Annotated in this window: 17 protein-coding genes; 5 read left to right on the forward strand and 12 right to left on the reverse strand. The window is 52.3% G+C overall.

Annotated elements, in window-relative coordinates; genetic code table 11:
• Positions 1-63: 63 nt before the first annotated feature.
• Both Q7T66_RS09440 and Q7T66_RS09445 read right to left on the reverse strand, forming a co-directional pair.
• Complete coding sequence (locus tag Q7T66_RS09440) at positions 64-531, reverse strand: PAS domain S-box protein (protein ID WP_304933085.1); 468 nt, start codon at positions 529-531, stop codon at positions 64-66.
• A gap of 77 nt (positions 532-608) precedes the next feature.
• The gene (locus tag Q7T66_RS09445) at positions 609-1,781 is read right to left on the reverse strand and encodes an HPP family protein (RefSeq protein ID WP_304933086.1); all 1,173 of its coding nucleotides are present in this window, start codon (positions 1,779-1,781) and stop codon (positions 609-611) included.
• A gap of 514 nt (positions 1,782-2,295) precedes the next feature.
• Here Q7T66_RS09445 and Q7T66_RS09450 point away from each other — a divergent pair.
• Complete coding sequence (locus tag Q7T66_RS09450) at positions 2,296-3,441, forward strand: alpha-hydroxy acid oxidase (RefSeq protein ID WP_304933087.1); 1,146 nt, start codon at positions 2,296-2,298, stop codon at positions 3,439-3,441.
• Between the two features lie 38 nt (positions 3,442-3,479).
• On the opposite strand, the gene Q7T66_RS09455 is transcribed toward Q7T66_RS09450, so the two are convergent.
• The 4 genes from Q7T66_RS09455 to Q7T66_RS09470 form a co-directional block, all read right to left on the reverse strand.
• Positions 3,480-6,617 (reverse strand): error-prone DNA polymerase, encoded by a 3,138-nt coding sequence (locus Q7T66_RS09455; RefSeq protein ID WP_304933088.1) that lies wholly within the window; start codon positions 6,615-6,617, stop codon positions 3,480-3,482.
• A 128-nt stretch (positions 6,618-6,745) separates the two neighbouring features.
• A complete protein-coding gene (locus tag Q7T66_RS09460; RefSeq protein ID WP_304933089.1) occupies positions 6,746-8,293 on the reverse strand; it encodes a DNA polymerase Y family protein in 1,548 nt (515 codons plus the stop codon).
• Complete coding sequence (gene imuA / locus Q7T66_RS09465) at positions 8,229-9,008, reverse strand: translesion DNA synthesis-associated protein ImuA (protein WP_304933090.1); 780 nt, start codon at positions 9,006-9,008, stop codon at positions 8,229-8,231. The genes Q7T66_RS09460 and imuA overlap by 65 nt, the downstream gene beginning before the upstream one ends.
• A gap of 341 nt (positions 9,009-9,349) precedes the next feature.
• Positions 9,350-10,216 (reverse strand): hypothetical protein, encoded by an 867-nt coding sequence (locus Q7T66_RS09470; protein WP_304933091.1) that lies wholly within the window; start codon positions 10,214-10,216, stop codon positions 9,350-9,352.
• Between the two features lie 753 nt (positions 10,217-10,969).
• Here Q7T66_RS09470 and Q7T66_RS09475 point away from each other — a divergent pair.
• A complete protein-coding gene (locus Q7T66_RS09475; protein ID WP_304933092.1) occupies positions 10,970-13,099 on the forward strand; it encodes a bifunctional diguanylate cyclase/phosphodiesterase in 2,130 nt (709 codons plus the stop codon).
• A gap of 65 nt (positions 13,100-13,164) precedes the next feature.
• On the opposite strand, the gene Q7T66_RS09480 is transcribed toward Q7T66_RS09475, so the two are convergent.
• From Q7T66_RS09480 to Q7T66_RS09500, 5 genes are all read right to left on the reverse strand, one after another.
• A complete protein-coding gene (locus tag Q7T66_RS09480) occupies positions 13,165-13,392 on the reverse strand; it encodes a hypothetical protein (protein WP_304933093.1) in 228 nt (75 codons plus the stop codon).
• A 113-nt stretch (positions 13,393-13,505) separates the two neighbouring features.
• Complete coding sequence (locus Q7T66_RS09485; RefSeq protein WP_304933094.1) at positions 13,506-13,814, reverse strand: hypothetical protein; 309 nt, start codon at positions 13,812-13,814, stop codon at positions 13,506-13,508.
• Positions 13,815-13,859: 45 nt separating this feature from the next.
• Positions 13,860-14,555, reverse strand: a complete 696-nt coding sequence (locus tag Q7T66_RS09490) for a hypothetical protein (protein ID WP_304933095.1) — start codon at positions 14,553-14,555, stop codon at positions 13,860-13,862.
• Positions 14,552-15,550 (reverse strand): MlaD family protein, encoded by a 999-nt coding sequence (locus Q7T66_RS09495; RefSeq protein WP_370691637.1) that lies wholly within the window; start codon positions 15,548-15,550, stop codon positions 14,552-14,554. The genes Q7T66_RS09490 and Q7T66_RS09495 overlap by 4 nt, the downstream gene beginning before the upstream one ends.
• Positions 15,551-15,555: 5 nt before the next feature.
• Positions 15,556-16,371, reverse strand: a complete 816-nt coding sequence (locus Q7T66_RS09500) for an ABC transporter permease (RefSeq protein WP_304933096.1) — start codon at positions 16,369-16,371, stop codon at positions 15,556-15,558.
• A 125-nt stretch (positions 16,372-16,496) separates the two neighbouring features.
• Between Q7T66_RS09500 and Q7T66_RS09505 the strand changes: the two genes are divergently transcribed.
• Positions 16,497-17,261, forward strand: a complete 765-nt coding sequence (locus Q7T66_RS09505; protein ID WP_304933097.1) for a fused MFS/spermidine synthase — start codon at positions 16,497-16,499, stop codon at positions 17,259-17,261.
• Positions 17,262-17,332: 71 nt separating this feature from the next.
• On the opposite strand, the gene Q7T66_RS09510 is transcribed toward Q7T66_RS09505, so the two are convergent.
• Positions 17,333-17,779 carry a PPC domain-containing DNA-binding protein gene (locus Q7T66_RS09510; protein ID WP_304933098.1) on the reverse strand — a complete coding sequence of 149 codons (447 nt, stop codon included), beginning with the start codon at positions 17,777-17,779 and terminating at the stop codon, positions 17,333-17,335.
• A gap of 199 nt (positions 17,780-17,978) precedes the next feature.
• Between Q7T66_RS09510 and Q7T66_RS09515 the strand changes: the two genes are divergently transcribed.
• Together Q7T66_RS09515 and Q7T66_RS09520 are read left to right on the forward strand one after the other, a co-directional pair.
• On the forward strand, positions 17,979-18,206 hold the full coding sequence (locus Q7T66_RS09515) for a hypothetical protein (protein ID WP_304933099.1): 228 nt from the start codon (positions 17,979-17,981) through the stop codon (positions 18,204-18,206).
• Positions 18,196-26,988 carry a GH36-type glycosyl hydrolase domain-containing protein gene (locus Q7T66_RS09520; protein WP_304933100.1) on the forward strand — a complete coding sequence of 2,931 codons (8,793 nt, stop codon included), beginning with the start codon at positions 18,196-18,198 and terminating at the stop codon, positions 26,986-26,988. The genes Q7T66_RS09515 and Q7T66_RS09520 overlap by 11 nt, the downstream gene beginning before the upstream one ends.
• Positions 26,989-26,990: the final 2 nt, after the last annotated feature.

Raw genomic sequence — 26,990 nt, forward strand, 5'->3', positions numbered from 1 at the left:
AAAGCGGCAGCAAGATCACTACTCTTGCTGCCGTTTTTATATAAGTCTTACTGCTTTGCTTATTTAAGCTGGTGTATCGCCGGATTTTTCAGCCAAGGCTTTTTCCAGTTCCGCAACGCGCACACGTTGCGCCTTGTCGCTGGCAAAGCGTTCGGTGATATCTCTGGCTACTGCCAGTGCACCCAGGATTTTTCCAGCCTCATCGCGCACCATGCCGAAGCTCATGTCTATGTAAATCTGACTGCCGTCTTTGTGCATGGAGCGGGTGGTCAATACTTTGTCGACGTATTTCATTTCGCCGGTAGCGACGGCATGATCGAAACCTTTGTTATGCGCTCCCAGCATGCGTTCCGGAATGATGATATCCAGCGGACCGCCGATGACGTCAGCCGCGGCGTGGCCGAAAATACGTTCCGCGCCGCTATTCCAAACCTGGATCAAGCCAGCGTGATCGGCAAAAATGATGGCGTCCGGTGCTTGATCAACGATCGCTTTGGATAGGGCCAGATTCAGATCGCTAGTGTTATTCATTGTTTGTTCTCCTGTAATTCATTCTGATCTGCGTCGCTATAGTGCATGTGCACAAAATAGGATCGCGTATTAGTACTTCAAGTTCCTTCGGCTAGCCCGTGTTCAAACAGTGCTGCAATCATATCCGTCTGTGAAATCATTCCCACCAATCTCTTTTGCTCGTCGATCACCGGCATCTGGTGAACTTCAGAGTCAGACATCAGCGGTACCAGATCGACGATGGACTGATTGGCGTCGGCTGTGAACACTTCTTTGGTCATGATCTGACCGACGACTTCATGTTTTTCCGTATGCGTCAGTTGGGATGGTCGCAGCAAATTGGTCAGTCTTTGTCCCAGTCCTTCATGCAATTCCATTTCTGCATGATGCAAGAAGTCTGCCTTGGTCACGATCCCGATGACACGGCGACCTCTATCGATCACCGGCAAAGCGGTCAGATCATGTGACTGGAATTTCTCCCAAGCCTCTGCCAGCTCGGTACCGAATTCAACGCTGATGACGTCTTTCGACATGATGCTGGAACATTTCACTTCGCCCATGCGGCGACGATAGGCCTGCATTTCTGTCTGCAGCATGATCGATTCAAGATCCGCGCGGCTGATATCGAGCACCTGGTTATAGCGCGTCAAAACAGTATCCAGATCGCTAGGCTTGATGCCTATGCGTTCGGTCGGCGCGACGTCGGTGGTGTTATGTTTGCTGGTGCGGTCCGGTTGCGTGACATGCGGATAACGACGTCCGGTCGCATTGTTAAAGAATAATGCGGTCAGTAACAGTAGTAAGGAGTTGAGTGCGACCGGCACCAGCACGAAGCTGTAACCCATCGCATGTACGGCTGGTCCGCCGAGTACGGCAGTCAATGCCACCGCGCCACTAGGCGGATGGATGCAGCGGAAGGCAAACATGCCGCCGATAGCGACCGCAGCGGCGAGGCCAGCGGCCAAGATCGGTTCGCCTATCAGTTTGGCGCAGGTGACACCGACGATGGCTGCAATGATATTGCCACCCATGATGGACCATGGTTGCGCCAACGGGCTGGCCGGGACAGCAAATAACAATACGGAAGATGCGCCCATGGGCGCGATCAGCCACATCGCATGCACGTCTTTGCCGAGGATAAGATAAGTGGTAAGACCGGTGATAACCAGACCAAACAATGCACCCGAGCAGGCGCGCATTCTTTCATACCGATCGACAGAACCTGGTGCCGGATAAAAGCGGAGTAGCCACTGCCATTTCGATTGAGCCATGCTGCTCCTAACAGATTGCGGAATGTGCCATTACATCACAGCGTGATACTGTGGAACGCCATGATTCCATGCAGTATCGATGCTTGTGGCGCGGATTATCATACGAACTTGATGATTGCGTTGATATTCTTGCGCATGCAAGGCTTTGCTTCCAAAGCGTGAAGTTTAAATATGTTGCATTTGAAATGCAAGTATATTTGATGGTTTGCCCGCAGATCAGAATTCATCGCATTTTGTAGTTGCGGGGCGCATACAGCCTCAATGTTGGCTTCATCTGCATTGTTTGAAAAACTCGTAATTAAAAAGCAATATCCATTGAATTGATAGGCTGATTGTCTAGCCGTGTTCAGTCAATTGCGTATCTTGAACTCAAATCCCAATACTATTGGTTAAAAACATTCATCTCAAGAATGATGGCGACGAAATAAAATGTCGCATAGAAAAATAAAGACCTGCACCATCACGTGCAGCCAGCGCATCAATCTGCATTGATCGTTTAAAAGGAAACCACCCGATGTCCATCATCACCAATATTGAAGATCTGCGTGTATTGGCGCAAAAGCGCGTACCGAGGATGTTTTACGATTACGCCGATTCCGGTTCATGGACCGAGTCGACTTATCGCGCTAATAGTAGTGACTTTGCGAAGATGAAGTTTCGCCAGCGCGTGGCGGTCGATATGGCGAATCGCACACTGAAAACCACGATGATCGGGCAGGAAGTACATATGCCAGTCGCGATTGCGCCTACTGGTTTGACTGGCATGCAGCATGCAGATGGCGAAATCCTCGCTGCCAAAGCCGCAGAAAAATTTGGCATCCCATTCACGCTATCGACGATGAGCATTTGCTCGATCGAAGATATTGCCGCACATACCAGCAAGCCGTTCTGGTTTCAGTTGTATGTAATGAAGGACCGCGCATTTATCGAGCGCTTGATAGAACGGGCCAAGGTTGCCGGTTGTTCTGCGTTGGTGCTGACGCTGGATTTGCAGATACTCGGCCAGCGCCATAAGGATTTGAAGAATGGCTTGTCCGCGCCGCCTAAGCTCACCGTAGCGAATATCGTCAACATGATGACCAAGCCGCGCTGGTGCATGGGCATGCTCGGTACCAAACGTCGCGGCTTTGGCAATATCGTTGGGCACGCTAGCGATGTGTCGGATATGTCGTCGTTGTCGTCATGGACCTCACAACAGTTCGATCCGCTCTTGTCTTGGAAAGATGTGGAATGGATCAAGAAGTGCTGGGGCGGCAAGCTGATCATCAAGGGCATCATGGATGCAGAAGATGCCCAGTTGGCAGTCGCCAGCGGCGCCGATGCATTGATCGTATCGAATCACGGCGGTCGTCAACTCGACGGCGCCTTGTCCAGCATCGCCGCATTACCTAGCATCGTCGATGCAGTCGGCGATCAGATCGAAGTCCATATGGATGGTGGCATCCGCTCGGGACAAGACGTGCTCAAGGCGCTGGCTCTCGGCGCGAAGGGTACGTATATCGGCCGTTCCTTCTTGTACGGTTTGGGCGCGATGGGGGAAGAGGGCGTGACCAAATGCCTGGAAATCATCGAACGCGAACTGGACCTGACGATGGCTTTTTGCGGGCTGACCGATGTGAAAAAAGTCGACAAGAAAATTTTGATTCCGGGGACTTACTAATAGCAATCCAATCGCAGCCGTGAGCAGATAAACCAGTCTTACTGGAAATCGCGGCTGCTGATAGTGAGTTCACCCAGCAAGTGGGAATGATCGACAATCCGTTTCGCAACTAGATGGTGAACGCCTTCCTTGGTTTGCCAGATACCGTAGACTGTCATCAGTTGCGCATTCAATATTTCCTTGCGCTGCTTGTCCACCAAGTCTGGCCAGATAATGACGTTGGTGATGCCGGTTTCATCTTCAAGCGTGACAAACATTGTGCCTTTGGCAGTCGGCGGTCGTTGCCGCATCGTGACGATGCCGGTAGTGCGTGCAATTTTTCGATCGGCAAATCCGCGCATTTCCAGTGAAGTCGATAGGTTCATTTTTTTGAGTCGCGGCCGCAGCAATGCGAGTGGATGACGGTTCAGGGTTAATCCAAGGCTGGCGTAATCAGCGACGATTTCCTGGCCTTCGCTGGCTTGCGGCAAGATTAATGGCGTTTCTATAATCGGTGCATCGCGCAATAAAGCCGGCGCTGGCCGCATCCCGGCTACTTCCCATTTTGCTTGGCGTCTATGACCACTTAAAGGTAGTAGCGCATTGGCGCTGGCTAGGGCGCCGAGTTCATGCTGATCCAATGAAGCACGACGCGCGAGATCATCGACGTTGGCAAAAGCTTGCTGCTCACGCGCTGCGACTATTCTTTCTGCTGCGGCTATGGATAAGCCTTTCACCATTTTCAGGCCGAGCCGCACTGGCGATTGGACAAGCTTCATTTCTTCCAGATGGGATTCGATGTCGCTGATTGTGATGTTGACAGCATGCACGATGACGCCGTGACGCTTGGCGTCTTGCACCAATTGCGAAGCGGAATAAAAACCCATCGGTTGCGAGTTGAGCAGTGCGACAAGAAAGGCGGCTGGGTAGTGACATTTGATCCAGGCCGATACATAGACCAGCAAGGCAAAGCTGGCGGCATGGGATTCGGGGAAACCATATTCGCCGAAGCCTTTGATTTGTTCGAACAGCCTGTCTGCAAAATCTGGGTCGTAGTCGTTGGCGATAAGGCCGGCTTTTAGTTTGTCGCCATGCTTTTCGAGGCTCCCTTTACGCTTCCACGCGGCCATCGATCGACGTAGTTCATCTGCTTCGCCTGGGGTGAAATCTGCTGCCAGCACGGCGATTTGCATCACTTGTTCTTGAAAGATCGGCACGCCGCAAGTGCGCTTTAAGGCTTCCTTGATTGCCGGGCCTGGATAGACGATGTCGTCCGGATTCATATGGCGTTGCTTCAGGTACGGATGCACCATGCCCCCTTGAATCGGACCGGGCCGCACAATCGCCACCTGTACCACCAAGTCGTAATAGCGCTGTGGACGCAGGCGCGGCAGCATCGACATTTGCGCACGCGATTCGATCTGGAATACGCCTATGGTGTCTGCCAGACAAATCATCTCGTAGGTTTTCTTGTCCTCGTCTTTAATATCCTGCATCTCGAAGCGATAGCCTTTTTGAGCGCTGATCATATCCAGCGCACGTCGGATCGCTGACAGCATGCCCAGCGCCAGCACATCGACTTTCAGCAAGCCGAGCGCATCCAGATCATCCTTGTCCCATTCGATCACGCTGCGATCCTTCATGGATGCGTTTTCTATCGGTACCAGTCTGGCCAGACTATCCTGCGCAATGACGAAGCCTCCGCTGTGTTGCGACAAATGACGTGGAAAACCGATCAGGGTTTGAGTCAGTTCCACCAGTTTTTGCACGATAGACGATTGCGGGTCGAAGCCGTTTTCAAGCAAACGATCTTCGCGAACTTCGCGGCCATCCCACCATTTGTGCGAGCTGGACAAACGATTGACCTGTTCAAAGTCCAGGCCTAGCGCTTTGCCGACATCTTTCATTGCCGAGCGCGGCCTATAGGTGATCAGCGCAGCGGTCAGGGCGGCGCGGTGGCGGCCGTATTTTTGATAAATGTATTGCATCACTTCTTCGCGCCGCTGATGCTCGAAGTCGACGTCGATATCCGGCGGTTCGTTGCGCTCGCGTGAGATGAAGCGCTCAAATAATACGCTGCTGCGTTGTGGATCGACTTCGGTAATGCCCAGGCAATAACAAACAATCGAATTGGCAGCCGAGCCGCGCCCCTGGCAAAGAATGTCGCGGCTGCGGGCGAATTTGACGATGTCGTAGACGGTGAGGAAGAAGGGTTCGTAATTCAGTTCGTGTATCAGGCTTAACTCATGTTCGATTTGCTGGCGAAACTTTTCAGGAATGCCGTTCTTGAAGCGTCTTTGTGTTGCGCCTTCAAAGGTGATGCGGCGCAAATAACCAGATAGCGTTTCGCCGGCGGGAACGATTTCTTGCGGATATTCGTAGCGCAATTCATCCAGTGAAAAAAAGCAAAGGCTGGCGAGCTTGATGGTTTCTTCCAGCAATTGCGACGGATAAATCTGCGCCAGACGCAGGCGTGAGCGTAAATGCTGTTCGGCATTTGGCTGCAACTCCAGCCCGCATTCCGCGACCGATTTCCCCAGACGTACTGCGGTTAGTGTGTCTTGCAAGGGTTTGCGCGAGCGCACATGCATCAGGACGTCGCCCATTGCGATTAATGGCACGTTCACTTTGGTGGATAGGGCGCTGAGTTGATCGAGCCAGTATTGATCATCGCAGTGATGCAGTAATTCGACCGCGATCCATGCACGGGTAGGGAAGGTGCGTGCCAGCCAAGTGCTTTGCTCTTCGATTTCTTGCTGTGTGTGCTCGTGTTGCGGGATCAGGATGACGCAACAATCCGGCAAATAAGCCAAATGTGCGGCGCTGCTTTCTGGCGGAACTTGTTCATCCAGATCACTGCGACACAAGGTGTAAAAACCTTTGGCGGCGCGTCGCCGACCTAGCGTGATTAACTCGGACAGATTGCCGTAGCCATTGCGATTACAGGCGAGAAAAACCAGTTTGGTGCCGCAGACCAGCGTGATTTCGCTGCCTATGATCAGGTGCAGATCATGTTTTTTTGCTTCGACATGGGCGCGTACGACGCCAGCTAGCGAACATTCATCGGTGATTGCAAGGCTGCTGTAACCCAGGTCGAAAGCGCGCTGCACCAATTCTTCCGGGTGGGATGCGCCTTGCAGGAAGCTGAAATTCGACCGGCAGTGCAGTTCGGCATAGGAAGGTAGAGCGGATAACATATGCAGAATTGTTCATCTATCTTTGATTAAATATGAATGTTCATTCAGGCTTAAAGCTAATGCTGACTTATCAAAATAATTTAATGCGAAAAATTGCTACTACCTTGATCTGATTGAGCATTCAATTTCTAGCCGAAGAATCCGTGCAAAAACCAGCCTGATCCGATCTCCTTATTCATGGTGCGAAGACGGAATATCCAGAGCAATGCATTGTTCTCGTTTTGCGCAATGAAGTAATCGCGCGCCGCCAATTCATCGTCCCACCAGCCGGCCTCGATCCGTTCTGGTCCTGTTAATAAGGTCAGCGGACTTTGGTAAAACGGTTTGTGTTGGCGCGTGATCAGAGCCTGCGGTTGTTGCAAAAGCCAGGTCGGACGAGCCGGTGCAGCATGCGGCAACAAGTTGTCTGCTTGCTTATTGCGGCGCGTGTTTTGCCTGCTATTGATGGCTGTCGTCGCAATACTTTTTTCCGGTCGGTGATCTGCAAACATGGCGAGCTGGCGCACCGCTTCATTCCCAAGGCGACTTTGCAATCGTTCTATCAGGCGTCCGGTGGTTTCCGCATCCGATGCAGCAGTCGGGAATAATTCGGTATTCGGTGCGGCCTGTTCGGCAATCTGGTCTGCCTTCAAGGCAATTTCAATCACGGGCGCGATCAAGTCGAGTTGCACCAGTCGTTCGCGCAGCAAGAGCGTCAGGTGATCAATGTCGCGGCTAGGCATGCCGAGCACGATGGTCAGTGGCGTGCTGCGATGATCGCGCTGCCGGGTCGATTCGTGGTGTAGCCAGAGTGTGATGCTGGCGACCGCCGCGTGGCGTACCGCCAGCCAGCCGCTTAATTGCAGCAGCAGGCGGCGCGCGGCAAACAGCAAGGCTTCAGTGCTTTCCACGCGCGCAGGTAACTCCAGCTTGGCATCGAAAACAATCGGTGCTTCAAACCACTGGTGCGCTTCAGTTTCATCGCCGTAAGCACGATCCAGTTCACGCAATACTTCCTTGCCAAACCGCCTGGCTACACCAGCACGTGGCAAACGGCGTAGCTGGCCTATGGTGCGGCAGCCAATATCAGCTAGAGTTTCCAGATGGGTTTGTACGGAATCAAGTACATGCAAAGGCAGCTCATCCAGTGCCGTATCGGCTAGCTCAGGTGCTATGAATACGTCGTTGATCTGGTCGGATTGCGCGCGCAACCATGCGCCGCTGGCGGTCGGTGCGCTTGCCAAACGTGCATGCAAACCGAGTTCCAGCAGTCCACTCAACAGATTCGACGCAATGTTTTGTGCACCATTGAACAGGCGCAAGCTGGCCGCGACTTCCATTAATAATCCAGATGGACGGAGTACAACATGCGGCGTGAAGTGCAAACTCCACAATGCAGCTTCATGCAGTGCTTGCGCTTCCTGATCCAAGTCGCGCGGGAACGCTTGCAGCTCACCGGTCAATGCACGCGCACTGCTTTCTGACATGCCAGGTCGTATGCCAGCTTCTTCTGCACGCTGATTGCACCAACCAACCAGCTTGCGCTCGCAGATCACGACCGGCTTATCCAGCAAGGAATCATACGCGTCGGTAGATTCCAGAATGGATGAATCTGCCGGATCGGATAGATGCCTAAGCCGGAAGCGCAGCGCGGTGTCTAGCGGCAGTTGCGGCAAGTGCAGAGCGATCCACAGCATAGGAAGGTGTATTGAAAACTGGTTTGCTGAGAACACGGGTCGCTAATGGCTTGACCAGTATTTGCGGAATGGAAAGCGGCAGCACGATAGGATCGCTATGCACCGGACCACGGCGTTTGATGATTTCTACCGACATGCGACCTGCTGGCGACGGCTGGCAAACCAGACGCAAAGGCGCAGGCGACGATTGATCTTGTGCCGATAGCGGACGGAATACAAAAGTCAAACCTTCGCAACCGGCAGCAGCCAATTGCAAGCGGCGTAAATGATCGGCGCGCGCTTGCGGCAGCCAGCACAACAATGCGCCGAAGCTGGCGCTTTTCAACGCTTGTTCTACGGCCCAGATACGATCGACCGGTTTGTCGGCTTCAATCAAAATAACGCGCGTCAGGTCTATGCCCAGATCAGCCAAAGCGGCAGCAAAAGGAATATGTGGCGGTGCCAGTAATACGACGGTTTTACCGGCTTGCGTAATGCGTGCGAGGGTCGGTGCGAGCAAGCGCAATTCGCCTACGCCCGGATTAGCGAGCAGTAGTTCGGTCAAAACAGAAGGAGGCCAGCCGCCATTCGGCAACTGCTGATCCAGCTCGCGATAGCCGGACGAAACCGGTTTGGAGCGGTACGATCCCATTTGATCTCCGAGCCAGATTGAGTCTGGCAGCGACGCAAGAATCGACGATGTGGAAAAGGGAAGTGCACAAGACATTGCAGCCATAAAACCTCCAAAAGTACTGTTTGGGACAAAACGCCGTTTGCTCAGGCGAGTTCTTAATATACTGTATATGCATACAGTATAAAAGCTTTATCTACAGTTTTTTGAGGAAATGGACTTTCGTTGTCAGTAGTGAAATTTTTTAGTTTGGATAAGAAATACCAGCGCATCAGCGCTGTTTTGAAGTTCGGAGTGCAGCATCTGATTGCCCTAATAAAAATGCGGCACTCAATTTCTTGAGTGCCGCATATATAAGTACAGAATCGGCTTACCTAAGCTTTTCTCTTGGTGTGTATCAAGCGCCAAATACAAAAAATCCAGCGTCCGACGACCTCACTATTAAATTAGAAGCGTGCTTTTGCAAACAGCGATGGGCCGCGGAAGCGAATGTCCAGATCCGCAGTCGAGCTGCCGCCGCTACGTTCCAGCTTGACGCGCGAGATGCCGTAGTCAGCCACGAAGCCCAGGTTTTTCCATGGGAACCACTCGACACCGACGTTGCCGTTGTATATGTGGCCTTCAAGATTGCCGCCATTTTTCTTTACGCCAGATGCTTCGACATACATACGTACATTCGGTGTGAAAGCATAGCGCCAGCCGAGTTCGACTAGAGGTGCTACTGCATCGTCGGTATAGCGATCGGATGCGCCGTCAGAATAGGTCGTGCCGCCAGCGGTAACTGTGCCGCTGATGCTACCGGCCAGATCGGCGCGGTAGTAAGCACCGCCCAGGCCAAGACCAAATACGCTGTTACCGCTACCAAACCACCATTTATAAGAGAGGCGTGCCAAATCAATTTTGAGTTTTGAATCAAAATTCGCGCTGCCGGTTACCGGTTGGCCATCGATAGTGGAATTGCCAGACACACCGAGGTTGTACGAACGGTCATAGCGGTAGTAATCGAAGGAAATACCTTGGCTATCGAACAGCAAGACGTCGGCACGTATGCGCGGAATGGTCACGCTGCTGTTGCTGCGTTCTGGTGTATCGACGCGGCCATATGGCGTATCAACGCCAGCTTTGAACGTAGGTTCGGCATGGAAGGCACCGATAGAAATGCTGGCACGATCAAGTGCTGGCGATGGATCGGCCAGTGCCGAGACGGAAGTCGCCATACAAATACCAAACAAAGATGCGTATTGCATCAACTTGCGTCCGTTGGAGATATTTTGGCTGGTTTTTGCTGGACTACCGTACAAATTATTGCGCATGACTAATCTCCGGATTTGGAATGAAAAGAGTTGATCAACATATTGATCAACGCGTGCAACGCCGTGCGTTGCCTTCCCAAAGAATAGCGATTGCATTATTTTTCTTATGTGCGTTTTCAAACATAGAATTTTGATTTCGCTATCAACGTATCGCGAATACGACACTTGGATAGGATTGATTCGACAGTGCGCGATGTCATCCGAATGTCTCGCTTCTTGACGCTGTTGTTCGTGTGAATGTTTTTATCTGATGACGGATAAAAAATCGTATGACGCGCAAGCATTCTTCTATTTAAATATTGCGCTATTCGTTCGATGGCTTTTTCTTACCGCATCGCTTGCGTGTTTGATGACGTTGAAAATGGATGCCCTGAATTTAGCGAAGCATCAAATAGCCTGCGTGTGGGTACGCCAGCATTTCAGAAAATGCCGCAGTTGCTGCATCGGCTAGAAGATGTGACCGACTGTTAAATATGATCAACAAAGGCGGCTGAAAGCGCATTTTTCTTGATAAATGGCAATAAAATAGTTACTCTATGGAAATTATTTTCTTTGCGGTGTGGCGTATAGCGTTCATTTTTCGCCTAAACCTGCAAGTAAGCACGTTGATTTCCCCGCGCTGAAGACACGGATATTACTTATCCGTCCATCTGGTACGACATCTCCTTGAGTCAATAGCAAGGCCAATGGCCTTGCTCAAGCTCGCCAGAGACGCGCTCAAGAAATGTTTTTTAACCAAACGAAAAGCAAGGCATGAACGCTCCCATCGCAACTCTGTATTTCATCTCGGTGGGAGCCTTGCTCATGGGGGCGTTTCACGCAGCATTGCTGGCGCGCAGCAGCACTTATACAAGAGCTTCCTGGGCATTTGCTGCCATCTGTCTGTGTTTTTCCCTGTTTCAGTTTTGCGCCGTAATTCAATATGGCGCACAAGACTCCCAGGCCGCCATGTCGGCCCATAAATGGCTCAATTTTTTCTCGCTTTTGATCATCGCCCTGATCGGCTATCTGGTTGCATCTCTTGAAAATAAAAAGAGTTCGTTCAGAGTCGCCTATGTAGTCGCCATTCTCGCGGCGCTGGTGATCGTCTATAACTTTGTTACTCCCTTCGGGTATCGCTTTGAAAGCATGCATCAAGATGGTTTGACCAGATTGTCGTGGGGCGAGCCCATCCATATTCTTTCTGGTGAACCATCGGTGGTCTATCGCTTGATCCGCCTGGTGTCCTTGGGTGTGCTGATTTACACCATCATCTTTGCCGTCAAGATACGCAAACTAGGCGGTCGACTTTCCAATCGGCTGATCTGGATTTCAATCGTGTTGATGTTGTGCACAACCAGCTTTGCCGGCTTGTCCGATTCTGGCGTTGTAAAAATGCCTTATTTCGGCGGCTTCGGCTTTTTGTTTCTGGTCGCGGGCTTTTCCGTGTTGGTCAGAGCCGATGCGTTCAATAGAAAAATTGAAGGAGTCCGCATCAATAAAGCATTGGAGCGTGAGGTTAAAAGCCACAAAATCGCGACCCAGCGTTTTGAACATGTTTTGCACAATGACGCGCTGACTGGTTTGTCGAATCGTACAGGCGCACTGATCAGACTGCATCGCCTTCTCAATATCAACACTACCAATCAAACCAAACTGGCGATTTTTTTGTTTGATCTGGACCGGCTTGGCATCATTAACGGAACTTGCGGCCACAGGGTAGGCGACCAATTGCTGCGAGAGGTTGCGCAGCGCTTGCAAAATAATGTCCGTGATACGGACCTCATCGCAAGACTGGATAACGGCGGCTTTGTAATAGGCGCAAGCGGCTTGAAGGGACAGAGTTGCGTCACCTCATTGCATGAAAAATTATCCGGCGCTTTAGATTCGCCATTTGATGTTGCCGGCAGCATGTTGAAAATCACATTCAGTGCAGGTGTCGCGGTGTTCCCGGATAACGCCGAAACGGCGGAAGACATTCTCGCAGCGGCAGAATTGGCTTTGCATGATGCGAAGAGCTGCGGCTTGGGTAATTTGCGGTTTTTTCATCCTGCATTAAAAGAAAACATCCAGGCCAGAATCGATTTTGAAAATGCATTGAAAGAAGCGCTGCATAACAAAGAATTTTTCCTGTGTTATCAACCGCAAGTGCTGGCATCGGATGGCCGCACGGTGTGTCTTGAAGCGCTGATTCGTTGGCAGCATCCGGTATACGGCCTAGTCATGCCAGACAGATTTATTCCTTTGGCCGAGTCCATGGGGCTGATCTCGTCGATAGGTGCATGGGTTATCGAGTCTGCATGTGAGCAGCTTGCACTTTGGCACGCGATGGGTTTTGGTGAACTCAGAGTCGCGGTCAATCTTTCGGCGCATCAGTTGCTGGATTCCGCACTTGAAGAAACCGTCAGCCGAGCATTGCGTCGCTCTAATTTGTCGGGCTGCGATCTGGAACTTGAAATTACCGAGTCAGTTTTGATGCAAGAACCTGAACGATCGATAGAACGATTGGGTGGTTTGCGCAAGCTTGGGGTGCGATTATCGATTGATGATTTCGGCACCGGCTATTCTTCGCTGGGCTATCTCAGAGTGCTGCCGGTACATGCCTTCAAGCTGGACCGTAGTTTTGTCAGAGATATCGGCAAGGGCGGCAAAGATCTGGAAATTTGCGCGACCTCAATCGGTCTCGCGAAAAATCTAGGCCTGGAGATCGTCGCCGAGGGCGTAGAAACCGAAGAACAAATGCAGCAACTGCGCACACTCGGTTGCCATCTGCTGCAAGGTTACTTTTTTGCGAAACCGCTGATCGTCGAAGCGGCCAGTAAATTTCTAGCAGCTCCTACGCATACTATTTTAATGCTACCGGAAGAGCTGCAGATGACCTTGGGCTTGGCGCGTATGCCTTGAATCTAGCAGAATTGATTTTGTAAATTGAATTGTTATCTTTATTGAGTAACAAGTTCTATGAAAAATTACCCTCCAGGCAAGGTAAGTAAAAATGAAATCAGAATGGCCGCCAGTCCCAATATCCCCACAAATTCTCGATGGTGTGATTGCTCATAAGCCGGTGGATAACGTCCTAAGGTAATGACACGCAAAATGAGCCAGCCCGGCCAATAGAATATTTTGACAATGACTATCTCAAGGATGAAATAGCCTACTGCACGTATAACTATTTCAGCTAATGCCTCAATCGCCATTTTTTACCTGTATTGAAAATTTTGACCGAGTCTAAATGGACTCGTAACAGGTAACCATCCCATGAATATGGGGCGTATTTATCTAATATATGTATCTCGTTCTGAGAGCAACATCACCAAAGCGTATAAGTCATGATGAAGCCGGCCGATACCATCGCGGTCAAGGCTACGGCGAACAGGACTTCAGAAATACGCGTCAGTAATAGAACCGTCCGCTGGTGCTTGGTACGCAATGCCCAGAATACGCAATAAGTACACAACAGAAAAAGCAGGGCACTGATGACAAAAATGTCATCGACGACAGTGCCGCCTGGCGTTCTGCGCATGGTTGAGAAAAGAGTAGTGCCGGTGATGCAGAGGCCAGCCATGGTGCCCGAGCTTGAGAGCAGGTGGCGCAGTTCTTCGCGTGTGTTGTTATCCATAGTCCGCCCCCAATGATCGATCTGGTAATAACTCTGGTGGCAGGTTTATGGTTGACTTGGAACGATAACTGTCGCGTTTTCGACCAAGGCGATTTTTCTGTGCAAGCGTTCCGCTTCGACTGTGTCGCCGGCATTTTCTGCCCGCAAGCGTTGTACTCCCAACCAGGCCAGCAATGGCCGTCGCCAGCCTTGTGCCGAGGCGGTGTCAACCGCGGCGCTCAAAACAGCCGGCGTAGCGCGATTGCTGCTGAACAGAACGCCAGCGGCAACCAGCTTTGCCAATGGATCTTCCATGCTTTGCAAGGCGCTGGCGGCTGCGACATCTGAACTGGCCGCGGCAACGGTGCGATGTTGTGGCGGTAACAAGGCAATATCCTGCGGCTTGATTTTGCCCGCCAGATAATCCGCATAGGCACGTTCAGGTGCTGCAGCATCAGCCCGCAATTTTTCAAAGCCATCGCATGGCTCGATGACCAGACTAGCGACACGCGCTGCACATCGTGTCAGTTCTACGCGCGCCATCAAATCGATGTTGCCGGTACGGCTGATTTCACTGCGGGCCAGATTGAATTCCTGCGTTTCTACACGTACTTTTCCTTCCAGATAGGCCGCGGCGCCACGTTCCATCGCAGTCTTGGCATTCATTTGCCAATCGGGAGCAGGCGTGCCGGCACATGCCACCAGCAATCCAATCAGACTGGCAGATCCAGCGATACGTAAAAAAGAGAAGGTCGTGATCATGGCAGGGTCAACTCCGTATCGCGTGCAAACGGCCATTTGCGATTGATTTCAGTGACCAGTTGATCGACCTTGCGCAAGCTGCGATCAACATCCGTGCGCAAGACATCCAGATCGCTGGTGGCGATTTTTGCGTTGGCGCTGATGGCTTGCGCATCGATCAATACCGCATCGACTTTTTTCAAACTGGATCTGGCTTCACTCAGCATTGCATTGAGTTGAACGATGGTTGCCTGGCTATTACCGTCCTTGCCAAAGATTTGATTATCGGCTTTGACCAGCAAGCCATCGACCTTGGTCAACACGCTATTGGCGCGGCCCAGTGTCGCGACCAATTTCTGTGCATCTTTTTCATTGCCCATCAATCCACCAATTGCGCCATGTGGACCGTTGAATTTTTCTGTCAGCCCCTGCAAATTACTCAAGCTGGTACTGAGTGCAGATTCAGCTGCGGTCAAACCGTTCAGGTTTTCAATCAACTCTTTGGCAGATGCGACCAGCAAAGGGATTTCTGCAGCGACATCGCCGACCAGCAAGACGCGTTCAGCACCAGGCGGTAAAGGTGGATCGGTAGGAATGCCGGTGTAAGCGCGCATCTTGGTACTGCCAACGATGCCGCGCTCCATCGCGAACACGCTGGATGTACGCAACCAGTGCGCATCTTTTTCCGCAACATCGACGATCATCCGCGCCTTGCCTTCCTTGCTGAGTTCGATGCGACTGACGCGCCCGATAGGGAATCCCGAAAAGGTCAGATCCATGCCGACCACGACTCCTTCTGAATCATCAGCCAGCAACACCAGTTCCTGCGTCGTCTCGAAAGCGCCGCGCGCATACATCAGGTAAGCCCCTGCGCCGCACACGAGTGCAATTAAAAACACCAGCAGAACAGCCGCCTTGAATTCAAGATTCTTGGGCATCGCCTGCATGCTCGGTGGCGGCGGGCTAGGTACTTGGCTAGAGTTGTCAGGATGTTCTTGCATGGGTGTCTGTGCCATAAAATTTAGTAATAGTTACCCATCAGCGAAGCAACTTCAATCAGCAGAATAACGAAAAATAAGCGCACCATCGCCGCCAGTTCATTCGCGGCTTTGGAGCGACTATGCAGTGGTGTATCGCGTGTATCGTAAAGAGAAGAGGCCATCGGGATTAGCGATACAGCCAGACTGAAGAAGATCGTCTTCAGCATGAAAATCATTGATACCGCAGGATTGAAAATTTGCCCCACCACGCGCGTGTAGCCGGGCAGCGCCCAATGCGTAAAGCCGTAAATCGACAGATAGGCAAGTATCAAAGAAAGCACGCAACTGACCGCCGCCAGCATTAATACAGAGAACACGCCCGCCACGGCACGCGGAAAAAACTCGCGGCGTATCGGATCGACACCTTGTTGCTGCAACATCGCGAGATCGCCGCGCCTGCGCATTTCTGCCAGCTCTACGCCATCGGGCAAGGTGCGGCGCAAGGCGACAAACAAGGCGGCGGTCAGTGGGATCAGTTCCAGCACCAGGACGCGCACCACCATTTCCAATGCATATTTGGAAAGGCCATAGCTCAAGGCCGTAATGACCACGATGCGTATCAAGATCAAGCTGACCAGCGACGACAATACAGAAAACCAGATCAGATTCTCGGTCGTACCGAGCACGATTTGGTAGGCAATCGCATGTCGATTTTCGCGATGATAAGTTGCAGGCGACAATGCCAGCGATAACACCAGCATGCCGAACAGCACAATGCGCCAGCCGCTGATGATCCAGCGCAAGGTAGCGCGGCCCATGTGTGAGAAAGTGCTGAAGGGGGATGCTTTCGCAGTCATGCAAACATGGTAGCAGCGAATCGTACGTCTTTATATAGCTTGCATAATGGTTCGCCTACTTTTGACTTTGTCCCGAGATCGCACCACACTGCATCTTTATCGATTGCACTTTGCATATTCAATTCATGGATTTTTTCACCCCGGAACGCATAGAGAAAACCAGAGCGCTTGCGCAAGATGGCAAGCCTTTTGTCTTTGACGATGGCGATATGCGCACGCTGCATTTCAATGAACAAGTCGTGCAAAGTGCGATGCGTTTGTCGGCGCCGGATGAATTGGTGATTCCCTATACGCAGGCGATGGCAGGCTTCGTGTCCTTGCATCCCGCGCCCAAACACATACTGATGATAGGTTTGGGCGGCGGCTCTTTCGCCAAATATTGTTACCGACATTTTCCATCGGCACGTATCACCGTGCTGGAGTCGAATGCCGACGTGCTGGCGTTGCGCGATCAATTCATGATTCCGGCGGATGACGCGCGGCTGCAGGTATTACATGTGGATGCCATCGCGCATCTGGAAAACCTTGCGTTTGCTTCGGTCGATGTGATCATGCTGGATGGTTTCGATGTAGATGGTGCGCCAGCCGCATTGCGCTCGCCAGAGTTTTTCCTGAACTGCAAAATGGTGCTCGACGATAAAGGCGTACTGATCGTCAATATGGGCGACCAGTACGCCAATATCGTTGGCACGGTCACGCAAGGGCAGGCCATGTTTGGCGCATTTCATCATTGGTGGTTCAAGGTGACGACGGACAACAGCCATGTCGCGGTCGCGGTGAATGCCGTCGATGATGAAGTCGGCGACGCAATGCTAAGAGCCGCTGCAATAGAGATCGCCGATCAATTTTCACTCGAACTAGTTTATCCAAAGAATTCAAGCGCCGAATAAATAAGGCCTGTCTGACCAAGTCGTCGCTAGGACTGCTTAAGCGAAGACGTACGGTGGTCTTAAGTTTCGGCTCACGCTTGGGCACTACCTATATTAATCAGCGCCAATCCACTGTCCGCATCAAAAGTCCGACGCAGATAAGCTGGCGATTCGGTCAAGATAATCTCAAGAGTTGGACGCACATACGCTTGCAGCAAATGGCCGCCATGTGCGCTGCCATCACGTTTGCCTACGACTACATGGACATGGGTTTTTGGCTCGCCGTCTTGCAAGGCTACGTCGCCTATCAGCGACAAGACTTCGACCTGTTCATTGACAGGTATATTTTCGTAATCCTTTTGATCCCAATTGAAGTAGGCCAGCGTCGCGCTGCTGAACGCGCCAATTGCGGTAAAGCGGCTGGCTGTCAGATTGTTTTCTTTGGCAAAACGCTGCAATTGGCTGACGACTTCTTCGCCAGTTTCCAGAATCAGTACATAAGTTTTCTCTGGGGCATCATTAATGATCTTGCTGCGCATGGTCATTCCTTCCGTTTGTCATGTATGGTGGAGAAGCATGTTGGGTAGACGCGCGTCGTCTCTGAAAGTTTGCTTTTCGCTCTAATTTGAATCTATCCGCACCATAAAAGCCGGGGAACTCTTATTCGTTTCCTCCCTCCAACTGTTGAAAATACGACCACTAAAGCAATCTAAAATCCGCATAAGCGGGAGGAAAAATATGGTCACGAACATCTCTATGTATGCTGGAGAGGCATGCGTGTTGCGATCTTTTGTCTCCAACGAAGATGGTTTTCCTGGCGTAAAAAAACGCAGCCCACAGATAGCTAACCACGCGGCGAGTCGAATCAAGTTCGGCAAGCGCAACGGTCGCGCATGCAACTTGCTTACTTCCACTTTGATTTCAATCGCAGTATTTGAAAAAGGTGGGGTGGCACTTGACTACTAATACCCTTCAACAAAAAATCCTGCAGTACTTCCCGTTCCTTTCCGCCTCTGGAAATGAAGAGGATTTCCCTGATGAGCCACCACGCGTTGAAATCTTCAGCGCAGAAAAACTCGAATCCCACGCCGCCCATCTGGCTGCAATTCAAAAAATAGGTCAGGCACCACGCCGCACCTCGATTTCTGCGATGGCGCGCGATGATGGTCGCGCCTTGGTCGCAGCGCATGCAGCGATAGAACGCGCCGCTGGCGAACGACGCGCGATTACGTCAGCGGCAGAATGGTTGCTCGATAACCTGCATGTGGTGCAAGAGAACGTCTCCGGCGTGGTTGAAAATATGCCGCGCCGTTTATACAAGTCATTGCCGAAATTGCAGAACGGCGATTACGCCGGCATGCCGCGCATCTACGGTTTGTGCTGGGAATTTGCCGCGCATACCGACAATCATTTCGATACCGATTTGTTCCTGCGTTTTGTCCGCGCGTATCAAAGCTTACAAGCGCTGACGATGGCCGAATTATGGTCTTTGCCGGTCGTGATGCGCGCAGTACTGCTTGTCCATTTGCGTCGCGTCGCGATGCGCGTGGTCAGGGCGCAGGCCGCGCGGCAAGCAGCGGATGATTTGGCTAATGATTTGATCGCGATTGCGCAAAAAACACCAGAGAAAGAACAGCCAGGGATTGTTCTGCCACCAGGACATTTGCGTCAGCCTTTTGCCGTGCAATTGGTGCAAAGGCTGCGTTATCAACAGCCAGGTTTTACACCATTACTGGATGCGCTTGCTGCCCGTTTAGCGGATCAGAATCTGACTATCGATGATTTGGTGTTGCGCGAACATACGACGCAAGTTGCATCGAATCAAACCATACGCAACATCATTACCAGCATGCGCGGTATTGCGGCTTTCGACTGGCGTGCGTTTTTTGAATCGGTTAGTTTGGTCGAACAAAAACTGCAAGCGCTGCCGACCTATGCGGTACTGGATTTTTTGACGCGCGATCGCTATCGCAAAATCATTCAGCAAATCGCATTGAATGCGCGCTATTCGGAGCAACAGATAGCCGATGCATTGGTGCGCAAGATTGAATTCCATCGTAGCCAGATGCAGCATGACGATATTGTCGCCGACGAACGTGCGCTGGACCCGGGGCATTATTTGCTGGCTGGTGGCCGCAATGATCTGGAAGCCGAGCTGGGTTATCAGCCCCATCTTGCGCAAAAGCTGAAACGTCATTACATCGCTCACGCCAGCTTGTACTACCCAATCACGATCTTGCTGGTCGCGTTCACTTTACTGGCGTTGCCGCTGTTAAGCACGCGTGACAATGGCGTGCCGGATATTGCATTGGCTTTGTTGATCGCAGCTGGATTTTTCCCTGCATCTGATATTGCGATTACGGTGGTTAACAAGGTATTGATGCGCCTGTTCTGGCCGCGCCATTTGCCGCGACTTGAGCTGGAAGATATTTCTGAAAGCTTGCGTACCTTTGTCGCAGTGCCGGTGATGTTGACCAGCGAAGAGGGTATCGAAGAAGAAGTGCGCCAACTGGAGGCGCATTACCTCGCGAATCCGGATGGTGAGGTCTACTTCACGTTATTGTCGGACTGGGCCGATGCGCAGCAAGAGCACATGCCGCAGGATTTGTATTTCCTGGAAAAAGCGCGCACAGACATCGCCGAATTGAATGCGCGTTATGGCCCTAGCATCAGCGGCCAAACGCGGTTTTACATCCTACACAGAAAACGCTTGTGGAACGCCGCAGAAAATCGTTGGATGGGCTGGGAACGCAAGCGTGGCAAGCTGCATGAATTCAATCGTCTGCTGCGCGATGCGCACGACACTTCGTTTTTGCTCGACGATATTCCACTACCGCGCAACGTCCGTTACGTGATCACGCTGGATGCCGATACGCGTATGCCGATTGGTGCTTTGCGCGCACTAGTGGGTGTTGCCGCACATCCGCTAAATCAACCGCGTCACGATCCAGAAACCGGACGCGTGATTGAAGGTTACGGCATTCTGCAACCACGCATCACACCGACTTTGCCGATGCAGCAAGAGCGCACTTTATATCGTCGCTTTTTCTCGGCGCGCGGCGGCATTGATCCTTACGGCGGTGCGGTCGCCGATGTCTATCAAGACGTGTTTGGCTGGGGCAGTTATTCTGGCAAGGGCTTGTATGACATCGACGCATTTGAACATGCGCTGGCTGGCAAAGTGCCGGAAAACACGATGCTCAGCCATGATCTGTTCGAAGGTGCAATTGCACGTGTGGCCTTGGTCAATGACGTCGAATTGTTCGAAGATTTCCCATCCCATGTAGAAGAAGCTGCTGCTCGCCAGCATCGCTGGACGCGTGGTGATTGGCAATTGCTGCCGTGGTTATTGAATGGTGGCCGTGCCTCGATCTCGACGATAGATCGATTGAAAATTGTCGATAACATGCGCCGCTCTTTAATGGCACCCGCGATTTTGACTGTACTGGTAACAGCGTTCTGTATGGAGTTTTCACCAAGCTGGCCGTGGCTGGCATTGGCCATTGTTGGTCTGGCCGCGCCATCGGTATTTCAGTTTGTATCTGATCTATTGCCGCATCGCGATGACTTGTCATTCAAGGCGCACTGGCGACGTGGTCTGGCCGTGTTGCCAGACACAATCGCGGTGGTATTCATTTCGCTGGCAGTGCTGGCACAACATGCATGGCTGATGCTGGATGCGATATTCCGCACCTTGGTGCGCCTGATGTTTACGCGTAAAAAGTTGCTGCAATGGGTCACATCAGCGCAAGTAAGAAAATCCAAACAATATTCGCTCTCGAATTTTGCATGGCGCGGGCGCATGGGCGTATTGCTCGCGTTCGTCATCGCCGGGATTGTGTATCTGACCAATCCTGAAAAATGGACGATGGTGCTGCCTTTCTGTTTGTTGTGGGTATTGGCGCCGGTGATAGCGCGCTGGATCAGTCTGCCACCTGTCGACACGAACGTGGAGTTACTGGAAGCGGATGAAGAAACAGAATTGCGTCTGATTGCACGCCGCACTTGGCGTTTCTTCACGACGTTTGTGGTCGCGCAAGATCACTATTTGCCGCCAGACAATTTCCAGGAAACGCCGCATCCTGTCATCGCGCATCGAACTTCACCCACCAACTTCGGCTTGTATCTGCTGTCCGTTTCGACCGCGCGTGATTTTGGCTGGATAGGTTTGGGCGAAATGATGCAGCGGCTGGAAGACACCATGGAGTCGCTGCACAAGCTGCCGCGTTATCACGGTCATTTCTTCAATTGGTATGAGACAGAACGACTGGAAGTTTTGCTGCCGCGTTATATCTCGACCGTCGATAGCGGCAATCTTGCCGGTCATCTGTTCGTGTTGGCGCAGGCCTGTAAGGACGCACGCGAACAAAACGTTTTGCGTTCAGGTGTTGCAGCCGGTATGCGCGATACGGTTTTGTTATTGCGTTTTGCGATTGAAGGCGTCAGCCGCGAGTTGCGTACACAGACGGTGAGCATCGTCGAGTTACGCAAGAACGCTGAACAATTCAGCGATCTGTTGCTGGCTAATAGCAATGCTTTGTCTACCTATGAAGTTTGGCAAAAACTGGTTGAACGCGCAGAAAACATGGTGGATCTGGCGCAGGCATTTTCTGCTGAAATTCAAAGTGCTGAAAATGAAGTACTGGCATGGGCCAAGGAATTGTGTGAAGCGGTACGCACGCATTGCGCAGATTTTGTCGCGGTCGTGCCTTGGGCGCATCTGGAGGCTGGTGATCGCGAACAAAAACGCAATGCCGAACTATGGCAACTGATCAATGCGCAAATCACTGCCGATCTTGCGCTGGAAGATTTGCCTGAGCGTTATTCATCCGCCCGCAATGAAGTCGGTCGTTTGTTCTCATCGCAAAACCGGCTTGATCCTGATGTGATGTCGCAAGAGCTGTTCAACGAGCTGGACGCGATCTTGAATCAGGCGACATTGCTGTCGACCAAATGGCTGTGGCGTTTGGAAACGCTGGAAAACGCAGCGCGCCAAATGGCGACGGAAATGGATTTCCGTTTCTTGATGTCGCCTGAGCGCAAGTTGTTCTCCATCGGTTACAACGCTGACGAAGGACGACTCGACGATAGTTACTACGATTTGCTGGCATCCGAAGCGCGACTCGCCAGCATGGTGACGATTGCCGAAAGACAGGTGCCGCCTTCGCATTGGTTCCGTCTTGGTCGCCGCATGTTGCCGGGATTGGAATGTCCGGTACTGGCTTCATGGTCCGGTTCGATGTTTGAATACCTGATGCCGTCCCTAGTGATGTCATCGCCGCGCGGCAGCATGCTGGATCAAACCTGTCGCGGCATTATTCAAAGACAGATCGAATACGGCAAAGAACGCAAAGTGCCGTGGGGCGTATCCGAATCGGCGATGAATGTACGTGATCGCGCTTTCACCTATCAATATTCTGCATTCGGTGTGCCGGGGCTGGGACTTAAACGCGGACTGGAAAAAGATATCGTCATCGCGCCATACGCCACCGGTTTGGCGGCGATGTACATGCCGAAAAGTGCAGTTGAAAATTTCCGCCGTTTGGCGACCATGGGTGCGGTCGGGCGTTACGGCTTTTACGAAGCGCTGGACTTCACTCCAGGTCGTCGTGCAGAGAATCAGACCATGGCGATCGTCTACGCGTACATGGCGCATCATCAGGGCATGTTGCTGGTATCGCTGGGCAACGTCATCAATAAAAATGTGATGCGTCATCGCTTCCACCGCGAACCGATTATTCGTTCCGCTGAATTGCTCTTGCACGAATCGCAGCCACGCTGGATACAACCGGCTTCGTTGGCGTTGCGCGAAGAGTTGGAACATCCATCCGTGGTCGAACCGGAGTCTGGTGTCGCGCGTCATTTTGACAGTGCGATGACGGCGATGCCGGAAACGCAATTGCTATCCAACGGCCATTACGCCGTGATGCTGACGGCGGCTGGTTCCGGCTACAGCTTGTGGAATAAATTGGCTGTCACGCGTTGGCGTGAAGATGCGACCCGCGATCAATGGGGTAGCCATCTTTATCTGCGCGATTCGGACAGCGGCAAGTTTTGGTCCGCCTGTTATCAACCGACTGCGGTCGAGCCGGATTCTTATCAAGTCAAATTTGCCGAAGATCGCGCGCGTATCTCGCGTGTGGACGGCACGATTTCCAGCATGCTGGAAGTGATCGTCTCGCCTGAAGATGATGCCGAGCTGCGTCGTTTGACGTTGACCAATAACGGTCCGCGTGCACGCACGATAGAAGTCACTTCGTATATGGAAGTGCTGTTGGCGCCGGTCGCAGCCGACGTTGCGCATCCGGCTTTCTCGAATCTGTTTGTAGAAACCGAATACCTGCATGAAGTACGCGGCTTGCTGGCTTCGCGCAGACCGCGCAAGGATGGCGAAACACGTCCTTGGGCCGCACATGTAGTCGCACGTGGCGAAGGCAGTAGCGCAATCGGGATTGAGTATGAAACCGATAGAGCGCGCTTCATAGGACGCGGTCAAGGCATCAACAAACCGCGTTCGATCATTGATGGTCGTCCATTGTCGAATACGGTGGGCGCTGTGCTGGATCCGATTTTTAGCCTGCGTGTGCGGGTGCGCATCGAGCCGGGCGAAGTCTCGCATCTGGTATTCACCACGATGGCGGCGAACTCGCGTGAAGAAATCATCAGCCTCGCTGATAAATATCACGACGGTTCAACCTTCGCGCGCATTTCCGCATTGGTGTGGACGCATGCGCAAGTGCAGTTGCACTACCTGCGGATCGAACATTACGAAGCAGAATTGTTCCAGCATCTGGCGAGTCGGATTTTGTTCTCCGATGCATCGTCGCGCGCCAGCCGTCGTGTGATTCGTTCGATGTCCTTGAGCCATGCTGGTTTGTGGGGCCAAGGTATTTCTGGCGACCGGCCAATACTTTTGCTGCGTATGGCCAAGCAGGAAGACTTGCGTCTGGTATCGCAATTATTGCGTGCACAAGAATACTGGCGCATGAAGCAATTGCCGGTTGATCTTGTCATCCTGAATGAAAAAGGCGCGTCTTACGCGCAAGAGTTGCAGGTCTCGATGGAAAGCATGGTGCGCGCGGCGCAAGCATTCTCTGCGCAGCAAGAACAGGCTGAACGTGGTGGCGCTTACATCGTGCGCGCTGATCTGATTACAGATGACGAACGTACCTTGTTGCTTTCTGCTGCGCGCGCAGTACTTGAAGGCGGGCAGGGTAGTTTGGCTGAGCAGATGCAGCCGCGTCCTGACAGCGATGTTGATGCGCCGTTCTCGTGGTTGGAGCGTGATGTGCGTGCACCGCAAGGCGCGCCGGCCGGACCGGCGCCGCAACTGGCGCTGTTCAATGGCCTGGGCGGTTTCGATCAGAGCGGACGCGAGTATGTGATCGTGTTGGGTCAGGATCAGAACACGCCGGCGCCGTGGATCAATGTGATTGCGAATCCGGTTTTCGGCTTTACCGTTTCTGAACGTGGTGCAGGTTATACGTGGAGTTTGAACAGCCGCGAAAACAAACTGACGCCATGGTCCAACGATCCGGTCTCCGATCCATCCGGCGAATCCTTCTATATACGCGATGAAGACAATGGTGCTTTGTGGAGTCCAACCATGTCGCCGATACGCGTGCCGAACGCAACGTACACCACGCGACATGGCCAGGGTTACAGTCGTTTTGAATTGACCTGCAGCGGCATCAGTAGCGAGTTGCTGCAGTTTGTCAGTTGGGATGATCCGGTCAAGATTTGCCGCTTGCGTTTGAAAAATGTCTCACGCAATCCGCGTCGCTTGTCTTTGACGTCTTACGTTGAATGGGTATTGGGCGCAGCGCGTACCAATAACGTGCCTTTCATCGTGACGGAACGTGATGCAGAAAGTGGTGCGCTGTTCGCACGCAATTCGTGGAATATCGAATTCGGCCAACGCGTTGCATTTGTCGATTTGTGCGGCAGTCAAACTGCATGGACTGGTGATCGCAAGGAATTCATAGGCCGTAACGGCAATATGCAAAAACCAGCGGGTCTGATCCTCGGCCATAGTTTGTCGAATCGCGTCGGTGCCGGTTTCGATCCATGTAGCGCGATGCAAACTCTGGTTGAAATTGCGCCAGGTGCAGAAACCGATATCGTGTTTTTGATGGGGCAGGCAGAGTCCACTGAAGCAGCGCGTGAACTGGTGCAGCGTTATCGTGCGGCTGATATCGATGAAGTGTTCGCGACCAGCCAGCGTAACTGGAGCGAGATCCTGCATACGGTACAGGTGGAAACGCCTGATCGTTCCATGGATTATTTACTCAACGGCTGGCTCTTGTATCAAACACTGAGTTGCCGATTCTGGGCGCGCACTGCGTTTTATCAGGCTGGTGGTGCGTATGGTTTCCGTGATCAATTGCAGGATACGCAAGCCTTGGCGCTGGTTGCGCCCAAGCTTGCACGCGATCAAATCTTGCGCGCGTCGTCACGTCAATTCCCAGAAGGCGATGTTCAACATTGGTGGCATCCGCCTAGTGGACGCGGCGTGCGTACGCATATTTCTGATGATTTGATTTGGCTGCCATATTGCGCGGCGCATTATGCTGAAGTGACAGGCGACGCGCAGATTTATGACGAGATGATTCCTTTCCTCGAAGGCGATTTACTCCCGCTGGAGAAAGAAGATAATTATTTCGAAGCGAAAATCTCTGATGAAAAAGCCACTGTCTACGAACATTGCGCGCGTGCGTTGGATCACAGCATGCGCGTAGGTCCGCATGGTTTGCCGCTGATGGGTGGCGGCGACTGGAACGATGGCATGAATCGCGTCGGTCACGAAGGCAAGGGCGAAAGCGTGTGGCTCGCGTGGTTCCTGTATGCGACCTTGCTGCGTTTTGCACCTGTAGCAGAAGCGCGTGGCGATCAGGTTCGCGTCACGCGTTGGCTGCAACATGCAGAGAAACTCAAAGCCGCAACCGAGAAACATGCATGGGATGGCGCATGGTATCGCCGCGCGTATTTCGACGATGGCACGCCACTCGGTTCAGCCAGCAATGCCGAATGTCGTATCGATTCGATTGCACAAAGTTGGTCGGTGATTTCCGGCGCGGGCGAAACCGGACGCTCACAACGCGCAATGGAATCGGTCGATCAATATCTGATTCGTCCAGGTGATGATTTGATTTTGCTGTTCACGCCACCATTCGATAAAACGCCACTTGATCCCGGTTACATCAAAGGTTATTTACCAGGCGTACGCGAAAACGGCGGTCAGTACACGCATGCAGCAGTGTGGTGTCTGATTGCGTATTCGATGATGGGCAAGGGCGGTCAGGCGCACGATTTGTTCAAGATGATCAACCCTGCCAATCGCACCAGCACACGTACCGGCATGGCCGCATACAAGGTCGAACCGTATGCAGTCGCTGCCGATATTTATGCCGAGTCACCGCACGTACGACGCGGTGGCTGGACTTGGTACACCGGTGCTGCTGGCTGGTTATATCGAGCCGGTGTTGAATTCATGCTCGGCTTGCAAGTCAAGGCAGACAAACTCAGCCTCGATCCATGCTTGCCGCCAGAATGGCGCAATGCCAAGTTGCATTATCGTTACGGTCGTTCGATGTATCACATCAACGTCGTCAATCCGGATGGCGTCAGCAAAGGCGTGGTGCGGGTAGAGCTGGATGGCGTTGCGGTGGCCGACAAAGTAGTGGGCATGTTCGACGATGGCGCGTCGCATACCGTGACGGTTGTGATGGGACTTGATCAGTTGGCGTAATG

The sequence above is a fragment of the Herminiimonas sp. genome (assembly GCF_030655415.1).